This window comes from Cutibacterium sp. KB22876 (assembly GCF_059728865.1).
In genome coordinates this window covers 740,580-762,066 of sequence record NZ_AP040858.1, presented here as the reverse complement: position 1 = coordinate 762,066, position 21,487 = coordinate 740,580, and the positions used below count along the sequence as shown (strand labels likewise).

17 protein-coding genes are annotated in these 21,487 nt (G+C 64.1%); 3 read left to right on the top strand and 14 right to left on the bottom strand.

Features of this window, described 5'->3' with window-relative positions; all coding sequences use genetic code 11:
- Nucleotides 1-30 precede the first annotated feature (30 nt).
- Nucleotides 31-288, top strand: coding sequence for an HPr family phosphocarrier protein (locus AC6I1W_RS03415; protein ID WP_065672993.1), 258 nt, complete (start codon nt 31-33; stop codon nt 286-288).
- Nucleotides 289-362: 74 nt separating this feature from the next.
- Here the strand turns inward: AC6I1W_RS03415 and AC6I1W_RS03410 are convergent, their stop codons facing one another.
- The 9 genes from AC6I1W_RS03410 to AC6I1W_RS03370 all read right to left on the bottom strand — a co-directional run bounded on the left by AC6I1W_RS03410 (nt 363) and on the right by AC6I1W_RS03370 (nt 11,486).
- Nucleotides 363-1,163: an SDR family NAD(P)-dependent oxidoreductase gene (locus tag AC6I1W_RS03410; protein ID WP_270237173.1), complete on the bottom strand. Its 801-nt coding sequence runs from the start codon at nt 1,161-1,163 to the stop codon at nt 363-365.
- 23 nt (nt 1,164-1,186) lie between these two features.
- Nucleotides 1,187-2,371, bottom strand: coding sequence for an FAD-dependent oxidoreductase (locus AC6I1W_RS03405; protein WP_493536898.1), 1,185 nt, complete (start codon nt 2,369-2,371; stop codon nt 1,187-1,189).
- Between the two features lie 294 nt (nt 2,372-2,665).
- Nucleotides 2,666-4,267, bottom strand: a complete 1,602-nt coding sequence (locus AC6I1W_RS03400; RefSeq protein WP_270237177.1) for a peptide MFS transporter — start codon at nt 4,265-4,267, stop codon at nt 2,666-2,668.
- A gap of 237 nt (nt 4,268-4,504) precedes the next feature.
- Nucleotides 4,505-5,872, bottom strand: coding sequence for an O-antigen ligase family protein (locus AC6I1W_RS03395; RefSeq protein WP_270237179.1), 1,368 nt, complete (start codon nt 5,870-5,872; stop codon nt 4,505-4,507).
- Between the two features lie 107 nt (nt 5,873-5,979).
- Nucleotides 5,980-6,972, bottom strand: coding sequence for a Gfo/Idh/MocA family protein (locus AC6I1W_RS03390; RefSeq protein WP_270237181.1), 993 nt, complete (start codon nt 6,970-6,972; stop codon nt 5,980-5,982).
- On the bottom strand, nt 6,972-8,084 hold the full coding sequence (locus tag AC6I1W_RS03385) for a DegT/DnrJ/EryC1/StrS family aminotransferase (RefSeq protein WP_015583447.1): 1,113 nt from the start codon (nt 8,082-8,084) through the stop codon (nt 6,972-6,974). Before AC6I1W_RS03385 ends, AC6I1W_RS03390 begins: the two co-directional genes overlap by 1 nt.
- Nucleotides 8,085-8,175: 91 nt before the next feature.
- Nucleotides 8,176-8,793, bottom strand: a complete 618-nt coding sequence (locus AC6I1W_RS03380) for an acyltransferase (protein ID WP_270237183.1) — start codon at nt 8,791-8,793, stop codon at nt 8,176-8,178.
- A gap of 126 nt (nt 8,794-8,919) precedes the next feature.
- A complete protein-coding gene (locus AC6I1W_RS03375; RefSeq protein WP_065672987.1) occupies nt 8,920-10,257 on the bottom strand; it encodes an O-antigen ligase family protein in 1,338 nt (445 codons plus the stop codon).
- Nucleotides 10,254-11,486, bottom strand: a complete 1,233-nt coding sequence (locus AC6I1W_RS03370) for a glycosyltransferase (RefSeq protein WP_270237185.1) — start codon at nt 11,484-11,486, stop codon at nt 10,254-10,256. Before AC6I1W_RS03370 ends, AC6I1W_RS03375 begins: the two co-directional genes overlap by 4 nt.
- A gap of 237 nt (nt 11,487-11,723) precedes the next feature.
- On the opposite strand from AC6I1W_RS03370, the gene AC6I1W_RS03365 reads away from it, so the two are divergent.
- A complete protein-coding gene (locus AC6I1W_RS03365; RefSeq protein ID WP_270237186.1) occupies nt 11,724-12,962 on the top strand; it encodes a tyrosine-protein kinase domain-containing protein in 1,239 nt (412 codons plus the stop codon).
- Nucleotides 12,963-13,130: 168 nt separating this feature from the next.
- Here the strand turns inward: AC6I1W_RS03365 and AC6I1W_RS03360 are convergent, their stop codons facing one another.
- The 5 genes from AC6I1W_RS03360 to AC6I1W_RS03340 all read right to left on the bottom strand — a co-directional run bounded on the left by AC6I1W_RS03360 (nt 13,131) and on the right by AC6I1W_RS03340 (nt 19,972).
- Nucleotides 13,131-14,456: an O-antigen ligase family protein gene (locus AC6I1W_RS03360; protein ID WP_270237187.1), complete on the bottom strand. Its 1,326-nt coding sequence runs from the start codon at nt 14,454-14,456 to the stop codon at nt 13,131-13,133.
- Nucleotides 14,444-15,631 carry a putative hexosyltransferase gene (locus AC6I1W_RS03355; RefSeq protein ID WP_065672983.1) on the bottom strand — a complete coding sequence of 396 codons (1,188 nt, stop codon included), beginning with the start codon at nt 15,629-15,631 and terminating at the stop codon, nt 14,444-14,446. Before AC6I1W_RS03355 ends, AC6I1W_RS03360 begins: the two co-directional genes overlap by 13 nt.
- A complete protein-coding gene (locus tag AC6I1W_RS03350) occupies nt 15,628-17,007 on the bottom strand; it encodes a glycosyltransferase family protein (RefSeq protein WP_065673078.1) in 1,380 nt (459 codons plus the stop codon). The genes AC6I1W_RS03355 and AC6I1W_RS03350 overlap by 4 nt, the downstream gene beginning before the upstream one ends.
- Nucleotides 17,008-17,178: 171 nt before the next feature.
- The gene (locus tag AC6I1W_RS03345) at nt 17,179-19,560 is read right to left on the bottom strand and encodes a transglycosylase domain-containing protein (protein ID WP_270237188.1); all 2,382 of its coding nucleotides are present in this window, start codon (nt 19,558-19,560) and stop codon (nt 17,179-17,181) included.
- Nucleotides 19,553-19,972, bottom strand: a complete 420-nt coding sequence (locus AC6I1W_RS03340) for a DUF5318 family protein (protein ID WP_036975662.1) — start codon at nt 19,970-19,972, stop codon at nt 19,553-19,555. Before AC6I1W_RS03340 ends, AC6I1W_RS03345 begins: the two co-directional genes overlap by 8 nt.
- A 203-nt stretch (nt 19,973-20,175) precedes the next feature.
- On the opposite strand from AC6I1W_RS03340, the gene AC6I1W_RS03335 reads away from it, so the two are divergent.
- Nucleotides 20,176-21,450, top strand: a complete 1,275-nt coding sequence (locus tag AC6I1W_RS03335) for a M16 family metallopeptidase (protein WP_065672981.1) — start codon at nt 20,176-20,178, stop codon at nt 21,448-21,450.
- Nucleotides 21,451-21,487: the final 37 nt, after the last annotated feature.

Genomic DNA, 21,487 nt, shown 5'->3' with positions numbered 1-21,487 from the left:
GAAACACACAACCCTGAAAGGGACACCATCATGGCCAGCAGAATCGTCAAAGTCGGATCCTCCGTCGGGCTTCACGCCCGTCCCGCCGCAGTCATCTCCCAGGAAGCTGCCAAACTCGGCTCCACCGTCACCCTGGCCGCAGAAGGAGGCGAGCCGATCGACGCCAAATCCGTGCTCCTCATCATGACCCTCGGTGCTGGCGCGGGTGATCCCGTCACGGTCGCCGGTGACAACGAGGATGACGTCAACACCATCGCTGATCTCATCGAGTCCGACCTCGACGCCTGATCCTGCTCCACACACGGCGAGGGCCGCTGTCATGACGACAGCGGCCTTCGCCCATCTCCACGTGGACCCGATCGTCAGAACGTCGCCACCGACCCGGAATCGACACGATAGTTCGACCCATTGACGAAGGATGCCTTGTCGGAACACAGGAATGCGATGACGGCAGCCACCTCCTCGGGCTCTCCGCGGCGCTTGAGCTCCATGTAGGGGCGCTCCTCGTCGAGGAAGGACTCGATGGCGTCGTCGAAGCTGACGCCACGTTCCTCGGACCGCTTGGTCATCATGGCGTCGGTCATCGGGGTGTGGATGAAGGCCGGGGAGACAGCGTTGACGAGCAACCCTTCCCGGGCATAGGTACGCGACAGCCCCTTGACCAAGGCCAACACACCGGCCTTGGCGGCGCAGTACGGGATCTCGTCGTCATAGGGTTGGACGCCATCCTCGGAAGCCAGCAGCACGACACGACCCCACCCGCCGGTGCGCAGGTCGGCGATGAACTCCCGCAGCACCCGCACCGGGCCCATGAGGTCGATGTCGAGGGTGGAGCGCCAGCCCTCCTCGTCGATCTCGTGGAACTTACCCTGGGCGCCGGTGACCCCGGCTGACTGGACGAGGATGTCGATCGGCCCGAAGGCCTCCTTCACCTGTTGGTGGAGCTCGGCCAAGGAGTCGGCGTCGGTGACGTCGGCCGGGAAGGCGACGAGACGGTCCTCGGGCGCATCAAGGTCCTTCGCGGCCTTGGTGAGCTCGTCGGCGTCAAGGTCGGTGACGGCAACCTTCGCTCCCTCCGCAAGGAGGAGTTTCGCGGTGTTCCAACCGATGCCAGAGTCGGCACCGGTGATGAGGGCTACCCGCCCATTGAGTCCGAGATCCATGATGTTATCTCCTGTAGTAGAAATCAGTTGATGGCGTCCGAGAGGTCCTCGGGCGGGTCGGCAAGCACCTTGACAGCCTCGTCGGTGCGCCCAGGCAGGTTCCAGAGCAGGACGCCGACCGGCTTTCCGTCCTTGAGGTAGTAGACGACCTGGCCGTCCCCGACCTCCACCGCAGTGGTCTCAAGGCTGGAGTCGAGAGCGCCGACGGCCTCCCAGCGGACCCCGAACACCTGCGAGTACATCATCGGGGTGTGGGTGTAGGGGGCGTCCGAACCGGCCATCGAGCGGCCCGCTGCCTTGCCCATCATGGTGGCGTTGTCGACGTGCTCGACGCGGGTGCGGCCCAGCACCGGGTCCGGGTAGTTCGCGATGTCGCCAGCTGCCCAGATGGCGGGGTCGTCGGTACGCAGGTACTCGTCGACGACGACGCCGTTGTCGACGGTGAGACCGGCGTCCTCGGCCAGGTTGGTGACGGGAGTCGCCCCCAGACCGGCGACGACGTCGTCGGCCTCGAGGATGATGCCGTCGTCCAAGGTGACTTCGGCGTTCTCGTGCTTGCGCACCGAGGAGACACGATGCCCGGTGACGAGGTGAACCCCGGCATCGGCGAAGAGTTTCTGGTACTCCGACGCGATCTGGGCCGGGAACTGGGAACCGCCCAGGACCGGGTCGGGTGTGACGAGGCTGACCTCGCAGCCCTGCTGGACTAGGGCGGCCGCAAGCTCGACTCCGATGTATCCGCCACCGACGATGACGAAACGGTGGCCGGGCTGAGCCAAAGCACGCAGTTTCTGGTAGTCACGAGCGGATCGGTAGTAGAGGACGGCGTCTCCGTCATCGTCGATGCGCGATGGGGTCAGGCCGGTGACAAGCAACAGCTTCTCGTAGCCGAAAACCTGGCCTGAACCGGTCAGGACGGTCTTCGCATCGCGATCGATGCTGAGAACCTCGGTGTCGAGGCGCAGCTCGGCGCCGGTGTCGGCGGCGGTGGAGAGATCGGTCTTGCCCCAGGTGAACTCGGGATCGGTCCACAGCTTCTTGCTGAGGGCAGGGCGGGGGTACGGCGAATCAACGTCGGCGCTGAGGATGGCGATCGACCCGTCCTTGTCAATCTCGCGGATGCCGTGGGCGGCTGAGTCGGCGGCCATTCCGCCACCGATGATGAGGTACTGGTACGTCATCATGTGTGCTCCCAAGGTTGGGTTCATCGTCGAAACGATGCGTACACACACAAACCACGTTAATCAGCCCTCAGCGTCCCTTCGAGGGTTCACGGCTGGCTTTCGCACCGGGCCAAGACGCTGGTGGAAGATCGGTTTCTGAACCCGTCGACTGCCATCTGGGATAGCACCAGGAACTATCAGCAACCCGATCACCACACACGGTAAAGGTACCTCTGCCAAGGTGCCTCCGACACAGAACCGGGTCGACACGGACCACCAACACGACGTGGGACCCGCCCCACCGGACGGACCCTACCGACGAATCAGTAGCTTTCAGATTCAGTGACCTTCAGATTCCGGGGTGACTCCGGCATCCTCATGGCACACCTGATCGACGTCCTCCATCTTCGACTGGGTCCACGGGGCGATGGCGAAGAGCACGACCGCGACGACGATCGTCACGATGCCCAGACCGTAGTAAAACACCACGTCACCAAGATCCTTCGTGCGCTCGATCGTCACCGATGCCAGGCCCTGACCGCAGGCCGCTGCCAGCAGCCACAGGGTCATGTTCTGGGATGCGAACTTCTTCGGGGCCAGCTTGGTGGCCGTCGAGAGGCCAATCGGGTTCATGAACAGCTCGGCGACGGTCTGAATGACGAAGACGACGGCCAGGAACCACCACGGTGCGAGCTTGTCCCCGCCCGGCCAGCTCTGGAAGCCGAATCCCATCATGAGGGCGGTCAGCCCGATGATGAACACCGAGATCGCGAATTTCTGCGGGGTGTTGGGGAACTTCCCCTCCCTCCTTCGGAACCACATGCCCAACAGACCGGCAAGGATGAGCACGGCGGCCGGGTTGATCATCTGGTACTGCTCCGGCTTGAGAAGGGCGGAACCGGCGATGTGACCGTCGGTGTTGGCCTTGGCGAAGGTGGCCATCTTCCCGGCTGCCTGCTCGAAGATCATGACGAAGAGCACCTGCCCCACCCACAGCGGGACGAAGGCCCACAGGTGACCACGCTCCCGCTCGGTGACCTTCGAGGAGCGGAACATCGTCAAGAAGTACCCCAGGGCTGTCACGGTGGCGAAGGTGAACAGCGAGTAAGCGATAGCCGAAGTCCACTCACCCAGCAACGCCTTGAACCCGATGACGAGCACAGCACCAATCGCGATGATTCCCAGGGTCCTGAGCACCATCCGGCGCCCCTCACCCGGGGCGAGCGGATTGGGAATGTCAAAGGCGAAGTCGCGCAGCTTGGAACGACCATGGATGAAAGCCACGAGGGCCAGGGCCATACCGATGGCTGCCGCGATGAATCCGATGTGGTACCCGTAGTGGTCCTTGAGCAGACCGGTGATGAGCGGAGCGATGAGGGAGCCGATGTTGATCGACATGTAGAAGTACAAGAAGCCTTGGTCACGACGCGGATCGCCATCGTCATAGAGGCCACCGACGACCGTCGACAGATTCGGCTTGATGAAACCGGTACCGATGGCGATGCAGACAAGGCCGATCCACGACGTCACCACCTGAGGTATCGCCAGGATGACGTGACCGGTCATGATGATGAGACCGCCCCACAGGGTGGAGACCCACGGCCCGAGAATCCGGTCGGCGAAGATACCGCCGGGAATCGTCATGAGCAGCACCGCAGCGCCATAGGAGGCCATCACCACCTGACCGGCATTGACCGGCAGCCCGAGGCCGCCATTTGCCAAGGTGTCGGTGATGAAGTAAACGAGGATGGCCCGCATCCCGAACCAGGAGAACCGCTCCCACATTTCCACTTGGAGCATCCACGGCAGACCGCCGGGATGACCAAGGAATGACTTGTCGTCGCGTGAGGGGCCGGTCACCAAGTGCTTGGGTCTGAACCCCCTCGCTCTTCCAGCTGCGGTGACGCCTTCGGCATCTACGTCGAGCGGATCGAGGGACATCTCTTCTTTTCCTTTCCCATGTTCCGGGCATCACGAGTCCGTCCGGTTGAAAGGTTGGGCACCTTCCCGGCAATCCGGGAAACCTACCTTTTCCGGGCGCGGCACCGGTATCCATGGCTTAGTGACGTCATCGTCGAGAATGTGTAATGACTACGGGTTCAGGCTAGTACGCAGCCGTACCATCCGCTGACTCGCCCCGGAAAGAATCACGGCTGAGCACACAATTTCCCGCGCGAATCAGTGGTCGACGGACACTTCCTCGCGGTCATCCTTCCCCGTGGTCGTCACGAGCCGGCAGACGACCAGCGTGGAGAACCACCAGAACAGCGCGATCGGGAAGTTCTTGATGAGGTAGGTGTCCATCAGGAAGGCCGGGATCGTCGCGAGCACCCCGAGGCACAACACCGGGAAGTGTCCGCGAATCCCCTTGATGCACACCGCGATGACAGTGCCCAGGGAGACCAGCAGCAGGATGAGGCCAATCGCCCCGAGCTCCCCCAGCACCTGGGCGACCAGGCTGTGAGCGTGCGGAAGACTGTAGCCGTACAGGGTCTGGCGCATCCCATGGGAGGACCCGGGCATGAAAGTGGACTCAAGGACGAACCACGGCCAGATGGTCCCATAGCCGGTTCCCATTAGGAAACGACCCGGTGACTCGAGGACCACGTGTCCCGCCAAGGCCCAGGTCCTCGCCCTCGCCGGATCCACCAGAGACCCCGTCCGCACCGTCGAGACGAACCAAATGGCAACTCCGGCCACCACTATCCCCAGGGCCGCGAGGATGGTCCATTGCTCACGGCTTCTCCTGCGGTGAGAGCGTCCGAGGAGAACCAGACCGAGGATGAACAGGGCCAGGCAGATGATCCCGGCACGGGACCCGGACACCGCCAAGCAGGCCAGGTGACTGACGACGGCCACGCTCGAGATGATCCGGTGACGGTTCCGGATGACGGCGTCGACAGCGACAGCCACGGCGAGGATCAGCACCACGTGACAGATCGCGGCCCCACCGAGCTTGGTGGCAACCCGCCATCCCGTCGTATGACCTGCTGAGTATTCGTTGACGAGCCCAATTGGGTTCGCGATCGCCATCAGAACGGACAGTCTCCACAGCGCTCCCTCGAGGTTCTCCACCACGATGAGTCGGCAGGCAAAGACAGCGACGAGAATCGTCATCGTCGCCTCGGCCAGGGGCACAACGAGGGCATAGAGCGGCAGGCCCCTGATGACCCCCATGGAATAGTCATAGACGACATGGTCATGGAAGGGGATCGAGGCCGCAGCCCAGGCCAGCAGTGCCAGGAAACTGCACACCACGATGGTGAGGGGACGGGTCCACTCCCGCGGAGTCGGTATCCCCCGTGCATCCCTGACGATGCACAACACTTCCAGCGCCACGGCAGCCACCGCGAAGAGCGGGAGCATCAGTGGGCACGCGCCATTGTCGAAGAGTGGCTGGTCCACCGTGACATAGGTACACGTGAGGAAAAGACATGCGACGACGACCTCGGCCGCCCCGCTGAACCACTGAGCGGGGTCTACCGAGCGCGATGCCACGGCCCGCAGGCCGTGAGGGAATTCGTGGTGACCAAAGATGCCAGCCATCCTACCCTCGAGGCCGTTGGAGACTCGGCCGCTCGACCCAGGCCGAACACCTCGGTGAACGCAATCGGGCCGGGCCTCGACGGCCCGGCCCGATCATGACCGATGTGTCAGGAGATCTTGACGAACTCCCCGGAGGCGGCGGAGTTGATCATTGCCTCGCAGACCTGGACGACCTTGGCGCCCTGGGTCATCGTCACGATGTCGGATCCCTTGCCCAGCACAGCGTCACGGAAGTTCTCGTGCTCGGTGCGCAGCGGCTCGGGCTTCGGGATCGCGAACCTGGTGACGTCACCCTCGGCAACGCCACGGAAGTTGGCGATGTCGTCCCACACCGTCGCAACCTTGGCGTTGGAGTAGAAGGTGAGATCAGCGGTCAGGGTGTCCGCGATGAACATGCCCTTCTCGCCGGTCACGAAGGTACGACGCTCCTTGGTCGGGGTCAGCCAGTTGACGAGGTGGTTGCTCATGAGCCCATCGGAGAGCTGGCAGGTCGCCGAGACCATGTCCTCGTAGTCCCGGCCAGCCTTGAACATGGTACGGGCGGCAACCAGCTCGAACTCACGCTGGGTGACCCAGGCGGTGAGGTCGATGTCGTGGCTGGCGAGGTCCTTGACGACGCCGACGTCGGCGATACGGGCCGGGAACGGACCCTGACGACGGGTGGCCACCTGGTAGAGGTCGCCGAGGTCGCCGTTCTCCAGACGCTTGCGCAGCGACTGCAGGGCCGGGTTGTACCGCTCGATGTGACCGACGGCACCAATGAGACCCTTGCTCTCGAAGGCCTTGGCCAGACGGGTGGCGGCGGCCGTGTCGTAGGCCAGCGGCTTCTCGATGAGGGCGTGGACCCCCGCCTCGGCCAGCTTGAGACCGATCTCCTCGTGGAACTTGGTCGGGGCCGCGACGACGCAGTAGTCGACTCCAGCCTCGATGACCGCGTCGACGTCGGGCAGGACGGGCAGGTCACCGGCGACCCCGAATGGGTCCTTGCCGGAGGCGTCCGCAATCGCGACCAGGTCGACCCCGTCGATGGCGCGCAGGTTACGGACGTGGTTCTTGCCCATCGAGCCGATACCGACCATGCCGGCACGCAGGTTCGCCATCAGGCACCTGCCTTCGCGCAAGCGTTGACAGCGGCGACGATGCGCTCGAGGTCAGCCTGGGACAACGAGGGGTGAACCGGCAGCGAGACGCACTCTGCGGCAACCTTCTCGGTGTTCGGCAGCTCGAGGCCCGGGGCGTACGGGGCCAGCGAGGGCAGACGGTGGTTCGGAATCGGGTAGTAGACCCCCGAGCCGACCTGGTGCTCCTCCTTGAGGGCGGTGACGAAGCGGTCGCGCTCCTCGCCGGTGGCTCCCTCGAGACGGATCGTGTACTGGTGGTACACGTGCACGTAGCTCTCGGGAACGACCGGGGTGACGGCCTCGGTGATGTTCTTCGACAGGAAGGCCGCGTTCTCCTGACGGGTCTTCGTCCAGCCGGCCAGCTTGGTGAGCTGAACACGACCGATGGAGGCGTGAATGTCGGTCATGCGGTTGTTGAGACCAACGTACTCGTTGGCGTAACGCTTCTCCATGCCCTGGTTGCGGAGCATGGCAGCCTCGCGAGCGACCTCCGGGTCGGAGGTGGTGATCATGCCACCCTCACCCGAGGTCATGTTCTTGGTCGGGTAGAAGGAGAAGGCGCCGAAGGTACCGAAGGTACCGACGTGCTTGCCGTCGATGCTGGCGGCGTGAGCCTGGGCGCAGTCCTCGAAGACCCTGAGGCCGTGCTTCTCGGCGATCTTGAGGATCTCAGGCATGTTGGCCGGCAGCCCGTAGAGGTGCACCGGCATGATCGCGGCAGTCTTGTCGGTGATGGAGGCCTCGATGGAGACCGGATCCAGGTTGAAGGTCACCGGGTCGACGTCGGCGAAGACCGGCTTGGCGCCGGACAGGGCGACGGAGTTGCCGGTGGCGGCGAAGGTGAAGGAAGGGACGATCACCTCGTCACCCTCACCAATGCCGGAGGCCAGCAGACCGATGTGCAGGGCCGAGGTGCCCGAGTTGACGGCCACGCAATGGACCCCGTCGACGACCTGGGAGGAGAACTCCTCCTCGAAGGCGTGGACCTGGGGGCCCTGGGCGACCATGCCGGAGGCGATGACCTCGTCGACGGCCTTGCGCTCGTCATCACCGAGGATCGGCTTGGCAGGTGGAATGAACTGGGCAGTCACGTTGAAAGCTCCTAACTGTTCGGACACGATGTCCGGTTTGTGGGCGCCGTGGCACCCACGAAGGGGTACTTGGGTTGGGGGGACGACGACCTCAGGCCTGCTCGCCCTCGCTGACGAGAGTCAGCGTGTCGGTCTCGGGATCCTCGACGAACCGGTCCCCGGTTCGCGAGTCGATCCACTTGTTCTCCCCGTCGGGATCCAGCGGGAAGCCGGAACGACCCACCCACTTGACTCGACGAGCTGGTACACCAGCCACCAGGGCATAGGCCGGAACATCCTTGGTGACGACCGATCCGGCCGCCACCGTGGCCCACTCACCGATGGTGACGGGGGCAACGCACACAGAGCGGGCGCCGACGGCGCAGCCGCGCTTGCAGATCACGCCCACCTGCTCCCAGTCGTCAGCCGACTTGAGGGAGCCGTCGGGGTTGATGGCGCGGGGGAAGTGGTCATTGGTGAGGACCACCGCCGGACCGATGAAGACCCCGTCCTCCAGCTCCGCCGGCTCGTAGACCAGCGCGTAATTCTGAATCTTGCAGTTGTCGCCGACGCGGACACCCTCGCCGATGTAGGCACCACGGCCCACCACGACGTTGCGTCCGAGGACAGCTTCGCTGCGGACTTGGGAGAGGTGCCAGATCGACGAACCGTCGCCGATGGTCACACCGTCGTCCAGATCGGCGGTGTCGATGATCCGTGGTTCACCCATGTGGGACGCCTTTCATGCCGGTTGCATCGGGTCCAGCGTACTCGCGCCCAGGACAAGACGCCGACAGGCCCGCTCTCAGTAGGCCGAACATGTCCCAGGACACTGGCCCTCAGATGTGGAAGGGGCTCACTTCTGGTCGGCAGAGATGGCTCGAGCCAGAACTCGGCGTCGACGGGGAAGCCGCCGGTCGTCGACATGGTACTTCACAGATCTGCGCGGAGAGAGGCTGGTCCTGAGCAGGTACTGGCACCACAGCGCAATGGTGGCCATCTGGCACCAGACCGCCGGGGCCTTGAGGTACGAACTGTTGGCCATGGCCAGCACCGGGCAGAGGAGCAGGCTCACGCCCACCGCCTGCAGCAGGATCGTCTCGGTGTAGCCGGGATGCCCCCCGGCGCGGCGAATGGCTGCGATGAGAGCAGCCAGGGCCAGGGCAACGAGGACCACGCCGACGAGCAGGCCGTAACCGACGAAGACCTCGGTGAAACCGTTGTGCGGATCGATGGCGCCGTAGGTCCGCCACGGCGCAGCGGTCACTTCCACCGTGTACCGACCCGGTCCAATGCCGACGCCTTTGGTGTTCACGAACAGCCATCCGGCGTTCTGGTACAGGTGCAGACGGGTCTGACCGGAATTCGAGTTGAGGTTGACGATGAAGGTGTTGTAGGCGTCGATGAGTTGGGGAATCATCCCGGCGGCAATGACGAAAATGGCGCCCACGCACACCCCGATGGCTGCGATCATCGTCAGAACTCGAGAGCGCACGCACATCCAGGCCAGCAGCACCAGACAGGCTGCCATGCAGAGTCTTGACCCGGTGAACCAGGTCACCGGCGCCACGAGGAGAGCGACGATGAAGTACGTCCACTTCAGCCAGCCCTTCTCGAGCTGCCATCCGACGATGAGGGCAACCATGCCGGCAGTGATGAAGTAGGCAAAGAGGTTGGGATTGACCATGAAGGAGGCGATGTCGGTCGCCGTCCTGCGGACATAGGCCGAGGCACCCAACCGGTAGTTGGGCATGTGTTTTCCTGTAGCAATCTCGAACAAGCCGGGCAGGATCGCGATGATGACGCCGCCGAGCCAGGCCCGGCTCATGAGGATGATCCAGGACAGCCCGTGGCCAACAAGGGTCACCGAAATCATCGTCAACAGGCCGACGACAACTCCCAGGATCTCCTTGAACCCAGCGGCATCCCTCACAAGGAACAGGCCCATCGCGATCCAGAACATGCCGACGGCGATGAGGACCTGGGAGACGATCTCCACCCGTGGGCGCGCCGCCAGAGCGGCCAGTACCAGGACGACGACCAGCAACCGCACCGGAGGCAGACCGGCGATGGTGATCGTCGAGGCCCATGCCGACGCGAAGGGCAGCAGGATGAGGAAGAACTTCACGAACCACACTGCGACCCGGGAAGGCTGGGAGCTCGGAAGATCGGCCCGCTGAGCCAGCGTTGTCATGCCTGCGCCACCGTCACCATTCGGTCGACGAAGACGTCGAAGTTGTGGTCGGCGTCGTACTTCTCGGCCACCAAACGGGCCACCTCCTGACGAGTCCGGTCGGACTTGGCGTCATTCATCCGCGCCGCGATGAACTCGGCCACCTCCGACGCTGACGGATCGGACGGCATCAGCCAGTCCGGAGGAAGGATCTCACGAACCCCGCCCACATCGGTACCGATGACCGGTACGCCGCGCACCATCGCCTCCATCATGGACACTGGGATGCCCTCCGAGGAGCTGGTGTTGACCAGGACGTCGGCCTGGTGGGTGCGATACCAGGTGAAGAGCTCGTCGTGTCCGAGCTGGCCCAGCCATTCCACCTCGACCCCGCGAGGCTGGAGTTTCTCGGAAACTCGGGCAGCAAGCTCGTCATGGAGACGCCCCTCACCAGCGTGAACCCAGCGCAGGGTGGTTGATCCGCATCGCTGGGACAGATCCGCCAGGGAGTCGATGAGCAGGTCGAGCCGCTTGAAGGGGGTCATGGTGCTGACGGAGAAGACGGTGAAGACGCCGTCCGGGCTGGGTCGGCACCACTCCTCGCGCGAGGGGATGTCGACACCCAACCGGCTGACGACCACGTTATTCTCATCAAATCCATAGCGATCAACACAGAATTCGGCGCCATCGGCGGCGATCGGGGCCAGCAGGTCGACCTCGTCAACGATCTGGCGCACCGCGGGATGATGGCGCAGGGGGTGACGATCCTCGTAGATATCGGCGTTGTGAGCCCGAGACGCCACACGGCGCACTGCCCCCTGCTTCTTCGCCAACGCAGCACCCACTGTCGAGACGGCCAGCCAGTAGGTGTAGACGAGATCGATCCCGCCGTGTTCTCTCGACAGTTCGGCCAGGGTGCGTCGGACCATGGTGATCTGGGCACAGGACCGCAGGGCGAAGACGAAGCGAGAACGGTTCAGACGACCCAAACTGGCGAGATCGCGAATTTCTCGCCAGAAAACGCCGGACGTCAGGGCATCGAGAACTGACAGCACACGTCCTTCATGGCTTCCCCACTTCTTCACCAGGCGGGTGTCGAGGGTGACGCCTGCAGGAAGATCACGGGGCTGGACATTCGGTGTGTCGTTCTTCTCCGGCAGGATCACCATGTCGATGCCGCGACCCGCCCAGTGGGGCAATTCCGCGACAATGAACTGCTCGGCAGATCCGTAGGGAAACCGGGACGTCACCAGGACGACCAGCGGCGTGTCATGGTGTCGGCTGGTTGGTTGGCCCGAAACTCCCTGGGAAGGGCGGCCATGGCGAACCCGCTGCGCAAGCCAATGTTGTGCGCGTCCCGACACGCCAGACAGTGCGCCTGATCGTTGCATGGCTGATGCTCCTCAGTTGTCCTACGGGCTATGGTTGTTCCAGCCTATACACACCTCCACCCCTGACAGATCGGTCGTTGGATGCAGCTACGTACAGTGTTCCGGAACGCGCGCCATTTCCTGGCCTCATCGGCGATTATCGCCGTCATCGTCGCAGTGGTCGCCGGGGTCGGTCACTACGCCATGTCCCATGCGAGCTACGAGGCCGAGGCCGACGTCTTGTTCACGTCCGAAGCCTTTGACGCCTTCCAGAATCCGGCGGCGGCCTCGGAATACACCACCCATCTCGTCACCTCCTATGCCGACTACCTCAGTTCGGCCGCGGTGCTGGAGCCCCTCGGTGCCAGCCTGGACCCCCAGGCGTCGTCAAAGTCGTTGGAACAGGCGATCAAGGTGGCCCCTTCCCCGATGTTCCTGCAGATCATCTACTCCGGCGACGATGAGGACGACACCAAGAGGATCGTCGACACCATGGTCATGGACCTCAAGAAGGCTGTCTCTCAGGTGCCGCATGCCAGCAACAACAAGCCGGTGCTGTCCATCTCCAAGGCGACCGTCATCACCTCCCCGGTGCAGGGAAGTGAACGCTCCGTCACCAAGAGCATCATCGTCGGTGTGCTCATCGGCATCCTCGTCGGTCTCATCTACCTCTTCGTCCGAGCCATCCTGAACACCAGAATTCGCACTCCGGAGAACGTCGCCGAGGTTGTCGATTCTTCGGTTCTGGGGCGAGTCTCGGCGTCCCCGACGACCAGCGAGATCACCCCGCTGGCCCACAACATCTCCTTCATGCCTGCCCGTGACGGCATCCGTACCGTCTCTTTGTGCCCCACCTCAGAGCGCACCCAGGCCGGAGCGATTGCCGCGGCTGTCGCTGGCAGCCTGGCCCGCACCGGTACGAGGACGGTGCTCGTCGACGCCGATCTGGCCCATGGCAGCGCAACCCGGGCACGCGGCCTCGACCGTTCCACCGCGGGGCTGTCTGATCTGCTCGCCGGTCGGGCTCATGAGGCTGACGTCCTCGTCACCGGCAAGGGTGACGAGGCCGACTTCGTCCCGGCCGGAACAGCCACCGATAATGGCGGCGAGTTGCTCGACGGTGAGGCGCTGACGGCCCTGCTGCACGAACTGGGCTCCCGCTACGACACCGTGATCGTCAACACCTCTGCAGGGTTCGAGGCCTCTGACTCCCTCACGGTTGCGTCCAAGACCGCCTCGACGATCGTCGTCGTAGGCGAGGGAGTGACCTCACGGCGTGAGCTCAGCGATCACCTCGAACTGCTGTCGATGTGCCACGCTCACCTGGACGGCGTGGTGCTGGCTCGCAAGAAGTAAGCGCTTCTGGAAGATCTCTTGAGTGACGGTTGCCGGTTTCCGGCAACCGTCACTTTCCTTGTCACAAGAGGATCGTCTCATCAGAGGGCCGCGGTCAGGAGCTGCCATCGCGACGTCGTGCAGCCTCAATCAGTACTACTCGAAGTGCCCGATGCCTGATTCACCAACTCATGATTCAACAGTGCCGGGGCTTTCCAGCGAGGCTGCCACCGGACCAACCCGTTCTCCATCACAGCCGTGAGAGGCCAGCACACAACCGGCAATGAGCCACCACCACGTCGAGACGGCGAAGTTCTTCAGCAGGTAGGTGTCGAATACCCAGGCGGCCGTGGTGGCAGCCAGAACCATCGAGGTCACCGCCCACGCCGAGCGACGACGCACGTCATGCCAGGCATTGGCCCACACCAGGACGACAGACGCACACAGCACCAGGAACATCAGGATGCCCAACTCCGTGAGCACCGCGACGAAGACTGAATGGGCAGAATTGAGGGCAACCCCGAACGGAGTGCCGATGATGCCGGCCCCCGGAGCCGCAATGAACTTGTCCTCGATGGAATACCACGGGAAGACCCGACCGGATCCCACGCCGAGAAACAGGCACGTCCAGGAGCCGGAGACTGCATTCCATCCGACCGAAGCGGCATGAAGACGAGCAGGGGAGGTCCACGTGGCCAGACGTTGCAGAGCGGGTACACAGATGACGAGGGCGGCCAACATCGCCGCTCCCGCCGCCGCAAGACCCCCCACGATGCGGGGATGGTATCGTCCCCAGGCTGCCAACGCCCAGGCGCCGAAGATGAACAGCTCGATGAGGGCGGCACGGGAACCGGTGGCGATCGTCATGCCGACGGCAAGACATCCCACCATGGCCAGGGCAAGCCGTCGCGGACGCGTGCGAGTCACCCTCGAGGCGTCGAAGAAGACACCGGCCGCCAGGAGGATCGCGACGTGAAGAACCGCCGAACCTCCCATCGCGCTGGCAAGCCTGGGACTGCGGTGGATGGAGGCCTGAACCGGCCAGTCCACGAGAGCTCCGAGAAGCACCGCGGTGGACCCTCCGAGGGCGGCCAGTCGGCGAGCAGGGCGTGACAGGACAAGTACCGTCGCCACTGCCGCCATCAAGGTGACCAGGGCTGTCACAGGTGGCATCACCTGGTGGATGCGTGGCACCGTCGTCCGCCACACGACGGCTTTCGGGGCCACCATCGCCGAGATCAGGGCCCAGACCAGGGCCGTCGCGATCTCGACGATGAAGATCCAGCCAGTTCGACTCATGGAATGGCGTCGTCGCCATGCCGCTGGGGCCAGACAGATGGTCAGAATGGCGCACCCGACAAGCTGAATCGAGACTGTCCAAGGGGTCCACAAACCATGACGGGTGTCGATGAGTTGCATCGCGAACAACGCGACCACGACGCCAATCACGACGATCTTCTCAAGGGTCGGGAGAGTCCAGACCTTGCGCGCGTATACGAGCCTCAACTGGCCCACCCCCCGGTGAAGAATCGCCAGCCCCACCACACCACGACGGCGAGATCGACGACAACGACAATGCCCATGATTCCGCGCCACAGCAACACCAGACCGGGCGGTTTGGACGGGCCACGAGTGAGCTCAGCCAGCGCGACGAAGAGCGGGAACCACAACAGAGTGGCACGGTTAACGCTCATGTACCAATAACCGATCGAGAAGGCCACGACTTGGATACCAACCCATGCTGCCGAGGCCCAACGGCGACGGATCAGGCAGTAGATGAAGACGAGGATACCCAGGACGACCGAGACCAGCTCGAGCCGAAACACGATCGCCACTCCGGCTGCCCCTGACCCGTAGGTGGCTTCCCAGGTCTCGGGGCGGGTCGCGGGCAAGGTGTGTCGCAGTGTCTCGACCGGGGTAGTGAAACCGCGTCCCCAACCCTTGGTCTGCGCCTGGGACCAGGCCGTCCACGACCCTGTCAGCCGATGCAGCCACACTGCGAAAGCCACGAGGACAGCGGCTGGCACCAGCAGGGTCGAAAGCCGATTGACGATCTCGGTATTACGGCGGCGTCGAGCGGCTTGGCTGGTGGGACGGCGCTGGTCCCCGTCACCAAGGACTGCCATCACGGCCAGGGCACCGACAAGGAAGAGCCCCGACACTCGGAAGGTGCACGCCAGTCCGGCAAGCAACGCGGCTGGCCACCATTTCCCGGCTCGGGCACGCTCCCAGGACCAGAATGCGGCGGCGCAGAACGGGGACTCGGTGTACCCGACGACGGTGAAGACCGCCGTCGGGGCGATCAGCCACAAACACGCCGGGACCGTGCCGCCGATACGGAACAGCGCCCAGGCCGCCAAGGCCGACCCGACCAGGCCGAGCAGAACTCCGGTGACCTCCATCGGTAGACCGATGAGGCTGCCAACCTTGAGCAGTGCCGGAAGGCCAGGAAAGAAGGCCATTTCCAGGGGATCGGCGTACCCATTGCGGGCGATAGACATGAAGTGCTGGACGTCCCAGTTACCCGTCACCTGGGAGAAGGTGCGGTGGTACCCGGTCATGCCGACCACGGCGACGATGAACAGGATCGTTCGACTCCCCAACCATGTCTGGGCCACCAGGCGTCCGTCATCGGCGGGAGTGAATGACGTCGCGACTCGCGTCGACCTCATTGCTCCGGTGCGCGTCACCGGGCAGCCTCCGCGGCGGGTTCACCTTCGGGCGCTGGGTCTGGTGCGTGGTCGAGCACCCCACCGGTGGGATCGTCGGCATACCCCACCCTGACGACGTCATTCCACGGCCGTCGGATGTCGTCGACAACTCCCCACGCGAACCAGATCTCACAGGCCAGGCGCAGCACGATGGAGGCCCAGTAGACGATGTCGGCATCGGACCCGCCCGGCAGAGACAGCCCGCCGAGATGGGCCCAGACGGCCAAGGAGTAAAAGCACTCCCCCACCATGAGGACGGCCCAGTCGCGGAAATCGGGACGGGCCAGGGCAGCCAACGGAACGAGCAGCAGCACCCATTGCGGCGAGTACACCTTGTTGGTGATGAAGAGGATCAACAGGGCCATGCAAGCGACCTGTGCGATCCGCGGACGCCTCGGGACCGTCATCGACAGCCATGCCAGACCGAGCAGGCCGCCAACCGTCAAGGCGCCGGTGATCCAGCCGATCCCAGGGATCGTGCCGCCCGAGGAGTCCTGGATGACGTACCACATCGTGCCCAGACCAGTGCCTGACCAGAAGGCCGAACGCAGGTAGGTCCACCAGGTCGTCAGACTGAGGCAGCACGCGATGACATGACAGGCCACCAACACAAGGAACCCGGACAGCAAGTATCGTCCCAGCTCCGGAAGCCGCGTGGCGCGCAGACAACACACCAGGACGGCGAAGGCCACCACGGCGGCCTGCAGGCTTCCCGCGCAGGCCAGACCGATGAGGATCCCGGCCAACCATGGACGGCGACGGGACCAGGCCAGCATCGACGTGGTGGCCAGGGCGACCGGGACCATGGAGAAGTCGATGAGACCGGCCAGGTAGACCGCTGGGCACAGCACCACCCAGAAGACGTCCCAGGAACGGCGTCGGGCCTGGGTGGGACGGCCCTCCTCGTCGACGGGAAGGTCGGTGTCCGAACTGCGCCCCAGCAGCATGACCGAGATGACGACGGCCAGGAAAGCCACGAAGAGCACAACCTGGGCGACTCCCCAATAGGCGTTGGCTGCGTCGAGAACCTGCTGGTCAGTGGCCTTCGGGGAGACTTCCGCACCGAAGACCCACACCACACGGCGACAGAAGGCCATGAGAACAGTCACGAGAGGGGTCTGGGCGACGTCGGGGTTCGAGAAGAGTGATCCGCCGTGGCCCATTCCCGAGGACCGATAGATCGTCGGAATGTCCGAGTAGCACTGCCGCTGGTACGGATCGACGGTCTTGGACGCGACATGCTGCACGCACGGAGTGACGCGGTATATCGTGAGCAACCACACCACGATCGCGCTCATAACAGCCCACGGACCTGGGTCGAAGAAAATGCCGCGTGGCCAGGCATGACGCCCCATACGCCCACCAATACGGCGATCCAGCCCCAGCTGAGATACGCGGGATCGCCTCGGGACATCAAGGACACGGCGACCTGCGTAACCCATGGATCCGCCGTTCGGGCGTGCGACCGCATGACTGTTGGCCGCCACGGCGTCGTCGTTCTGATCGGGGATGGTCACGTGGTCAGGCTACCCATTGTGGCCCGGACCACCCGGTTGGAGTCCGCCGCGCGTCGTCTCTCCCGAAGTGGGATGGCTGGTGTGTGTCGGTCTGGAGGTGTGCGTCGGTCTGGAGGTGTGCGTCGGTCTGGAGGTGTGCGTCGGTCTAGGGATATGGGTCGGGCGCCGGGTGTGGGTCGGCTCAGTCCTCGTCATCGTCGAAGACGGCTTGGGAGGCTCCTGGCTGGCCGTCGGCGACGGCTTGGAACTCGGGGTCGTCGACGCCGTGGGGACCGGCGCCGACGACTCAACCGGCGACTCAGGATCGTTCGAGTCCGAATTGTCGGAGGTGTCCCGAGAATCCTCTTCAACTGGCACTTCCGGACGTTTGGTCTCGCCGTAGTGCTTGCCGGACAGATTCACCCAATCAGGGTCGGCGAAGGACTCATCAGGCATCCCCTTCATCGCCGTCTCCATGTAGTCGCGCCAAGTGCGCGCCGGGTAATCGCCGCCATGGAAGCCGGTAGCCCCCTCGCGAGCGTAGGGGTCGAGGTTCTCATTACCGCTGTCACCTGCGACGAACATGACGGCCGTCGAGATCTGCTTGGTGTAGGCGACGAACCAGGCAGCCGTCACCCCATCGCCGACGCCGGAGGTACCCGTCTTTCCAGCGACGTGATGGTCGAAGTCGGCCACGATTCGACCGGTGCCTTCCTCGACCACAGACTGCAGGGCATAGCTGACATCGTGGCTGATGTCAGCCTCGATGGCCTGCTCAGACGGCGATGGGGCGTGGTAGACGACCTTGCCTGACTGGTCGACGACCTTGCCAACGACGTGAGGGGTGGCCTTCTTACCGTCATTCGCGATCGTTGCGTAGCCGCCGGCCTGGGCCAGTGGGCTCACCTCGGCGGTGCCCAGGGCGATGCGGTTGTTGAGATCCCATCCGGTGCCCTTGGGAACCCCGGCGGCATTGGCGGCCTGGACAACGTCCTTCGGGCCGTCCTTCATCCGCGAGACCATGTCGACGAAGGCGGTGTTGATCGACTTCGCAATGGCTCGCCGCATACTGACGGTGCCGTAGTTCCGGTTGTTCTCGTTGCGGACCTCCGTCGTGTCGCCATCGGGAGTGAAGGCGTCGCCTTCCAACCGGGAGCGCAGGCTGAAACCGTGCCGCATCCCAGCCACAGCCGCATAGGTCTTGAAGGTCGACGCCGCCGGACGTGGAGTGCGAGCCCAGTTACGAGTGTTGGAGATGTAGTCGTCACCACCGTAAATAGCCAACACACCACCGGTCTTGACGTCAACCGAGGCGAGAGCCGGATGAAGATTCTCCGCCCCCTTGGAGCCTGCGTTGCGGCCTGCGATCCTCTTGTACTTCTGGCCGGCGGCAACCGCTGCCTTCTGGTCGTTGCGATCGAGGGTGGTCGTCACCTTGAGCCCGCCACCCTTGATCTGCTGGTCTGAGAATCCCCTCGCGATGAGCTCGTCATGGACCATCTTCATAAGGTATCCGTCGGTTCCAGCCCACCGGTTGTAGTCGGGGACCTTCGGGAACTTCGGCAGCTGCCGATACGCCTCGTCATGCTGGGCCTGGGTGATGTTTCCGGCCTCGAGCATGCCGTCGAGGACGTAGCGGTAACGCTGCAGCAACCTCTCCCGGGCGGCCACTCCGCCTTTGGGGTCGAAGTTGGCAGGGCTGTTGAGGACCGCCGCCAGCACTGCCGACTGGGACAAGGTGAGCTTGGAGGCGTCAGTGTAGAAGAACGCCTTCGCGGCAGCCTGGACCCCGTAAGCTCCACGACCGAAGTAAATGGTGTTGAGGTAGCCGGCGAGAATGTCCTGTTTGGACACCTCCTTGCCCATCTTCACCGCGAGGAGGAGCTCCTTAAACTTGCGGCTCATGGTGCGTTCCTGGGACAGGTACAACACCTTGATGTACTGCTGGGTGATCGTCGAGCCACCCTGCATCTCACCACCGCGCGAAATGGCCCATGCGGCGCGCACCATACCCTTGACCGAGATGCCAGGATCCGTCCAGAAGGTGCGGTTCTCGGCTGAAACGACAGCGTTGCGCAGGTCCTTGGGCATCGCTTTGTAAGGAATCGACTGACGGTTCTGCACCGAGAAGGATCCGAGTCGGCTGCCGTCGCGGTAATAGATGAACGAGGTGTTCGTCTGGAAGTCATGGTTGGGGTCGGGCAGCTCGGTGCGTTCATAGGCGACGAAGACACCAATGACAGCGATGATCGCCAGCGACAGGATCGTCACCAGCAGGCCCCACAGGAACTTCTTCAGCTTGGTGTGGCGTCCGTGTTTCGGTCTGGCCGCGGGGCGCGCCGACCGGACGCCACCGCTCGATGCATGGGTGGCCCGGTGTGCTGGGTGCTTGGCAGGTTTGTGATCAGCCATAGATGTCCTCCACGGTCGGCTGATGGCGAGGTGGGCGACGACGTCGACCATCCCCCAGGACGTAGTCGACGAGGATGTGGTTCCACAAGCAGTCGGGACAGACCTCGACCTCATACACGTGGAACTCACCGAACTGGTGCTCCATCTCCTCCAGTTCGTCAACGGTGCGGATGCGTCCCGAGTACTGGCCCAGCTGGTGGCCGAAGACATGGCGCAGCAGGACCAGCCGCGGCGACTCGCAGACCGGACAGTCGTGGTCGAGGGGCTCGCCGTGGTGCATGGCAGCACGCACCAACATGGGGTCGGCGTCGCATGCCGTGGGGGCGTTGAGGTCAACCTGGGGGCTGAGCAACGCCTCCAAGGTGTGACGGCGTTGCAGGGCGTGGGACACCACGTTTCGCTGCGTCTGCATACCCTCCAGGGTACGGCGTGATAAGGACGAATCGGCGCAGGTGGTGTTCCGCAACGGGTTGTGGGAGAGATTTTGAGGGTCCTTGTGCCCGCCTGTGGTGATCGGGTTGATGATCGTGGGCAGTGCTACGGAGGGTGGTGGTACCGAGCCCCAGAAACCACTTCGCCACCACGAGCCGACCCACGGCGTCATCGGCTGCCCCTATGCTCGAACCCATGTCAGAAGGCCTCCAGCTACACCGCACGACCCTCGACAACGGGATGCGCGTGGTCGTCAATCCGGACGCCACCTCCCCCGGTGTCGCCGTCAACATCTGGTACCAGGTGGGATCGGCCGACGAGGAGGTCGGCCGTTTCGGGTTCGCCCACCTCTTCGAGCACCTGATGTTCTCGGGCACCACGAGCGGCATCGCGTCGAGCGAACACCTGGCCACCGTCGAGTCGGTGGGAGGGTCGGCCAATGCGTCCACCAGCTTCGACCGCACCAACTACTACGAGACGGTTCCCGCCGGGGCGTTGGAGCTGGCGTTGTGGTTGGAGGCCGAGCGGTTGGCCCATCTGGCCGTCACCGAGGAGAACCTCGCCACCCAGCGGGAGGTCGTCAAGGAGGAGAAGCGGCAGCGCTACGACAACACCCCCTATGGTGACCTGCTCGATCTGCTCCTGGACGGACGGTTCGGGGAGACGCATCCGTACGGGCATCCGACCATCGGTTCGGTGCCCGATCTCGACGCCGCCTGCCTCGACGACGTGACGGCCTTCCATTCCACCTGGTATCGACCCGACAACGCTGTTCTCGTCATCTCCGGGTGTGTCGAGGCTGACGAAGGTCTCGTTCTCGCCGAGAAGTACCTGGGAGCGGCGCCCACTGCCACCGGAGACCTCCCGACGCGCATCCAGGGACCAGTTCGCCACGACAACCCGCGGGTGGTCGTCGAGCGCCCGGTACCCCGGACCGCGGTGACCCGATCCTGGGCCACCCCGCCCATCACCGATCCTGACAACCTCGCCGTGACGATGGCCATCAATGCCATCGGATCCGGGATGAGTTCGCGTCTCATCCGCACCCTCGAGCGGGAGCGTCACCTGGTCGACGGCATCGCGATGAACGACTTCGGGCTGTCCCGGGGGTCCTCGGCAGCCTTGGTGTCGGCCCACCTCAAGCCGGGAGTCCCCGAGGAGGAGCTGACCGGAGCCGTTGACGAGATCATTGCCGAGTTCGCTGCCAGCGGGCCGCGAGAGGCCGAACTGGAGCGGGCCCGGGCGCAGGTGGAACGGGACTGGTTGGAATCCTTGGCGGTCGTCGACGAACGGGCCGACCTGCTCAATATGCACGAGACCCTGTTGGGCGACGCCAACCTCGTTAACACGCACCTCGACCGGGTGCGTGCGATCACCGCCGACCAGGTCACCGAGGCCGCGAATCGGTGGCTCTCCCCTGAGCAAGCATCGACCGTCGTCCACAAGGAGGTGGCGTGATGAAGACCCTCAACGATCGTCCCGACGTGCAGCCAGG

Bases quoted from the DNA above. Each gene is read 5' to 3' on its own strand.
- AC6I1W_RS03375 (WP_065672987.1), bottom strand. From the start codon at position 10,257: ATGACAACGCTGGCTCAGCGGGCCGATCTTCCGAGCTCCCAGCCTTCC.
- AC6I1W_RS03345 (WP_270237188.1), bottom strand. From the start codon at position 19,560: ATGGCTGATCACAAACCTGCCAAGCACCCAGCACACCGGGCCACCCAT.
- AC6I1W_RS03340 (WP_036975662.1), bottom strand. From the start codon at position 19,972: ATGCAGACGCAGCGAAACGTGGTGTCCCACGCCCTGCAACGCCGTCAC.
- AC6I1W_RS03380 (WP_270237183.1), bottom strand. From the start codon at position 8,793: ATGGGTGAACCACGGATCATCGACACCGCCGATCTGGACGACGGTGTG.
- AC6I1W_RS03335 (WP_065672981.1), top strand. From the start codon at position 20,176: ATGCTCGAACCCATGTCAGAAGGCCTCCAGCTACACCGCACGACCCTC.
- AC6I1W_RS03400 (WP_270237177.1), bottom strand. From the start codon at position 4,267: ATGTCCCTCGATCCGCTCGACGTAGATGCCGAAGGCGTCACCGCAGCT.
- AC6I1W_RS03350 (WP_065673078.1), bottom strand. From the start codon at position 17,007: ATGGGGCGTCATGCCTGGCCACGCGGCATTTTCTTCGACCCAGGTCCG.
- AC6I1W_RS03390 (WP_270237181.1), bottom strand. From the start codon at position 6,972: ATGGCGAACCTGCGTGCCGGCATGGTCGGTATCGGCTCGATGGGCAAG.
- AC6I1W_RS03405 (WP_493536898.1), bottom strand. From the start codon at position 2,371: ATGAACCCAACCTTGGGAGCACACATGATGACGTACCAGTACCTCATC.
- AC6I1W_RS03395 (WP_270237179.1), bottom strand. From the start codon at position 5,872: ATGGCTGGCATCTTTGGTCACCACGAATTCCCTCACGGCCTGCGGGCC.
- AC6I1W_RS03415 (WP_065672993.1), top strand. From the start codon at position 31: ATGGCCAGCAGAATCGTCAAAGTCGGATCCTCCGTCGGGCTTCACGCC.
- AC6I1W_RS03410 (WP_270237173.1), bottom strand. From the start codon at position 1,163: ATGGATCTCGGACTCAATGGGCGGGTAGCCCTCATCACCGGTGCCGAC.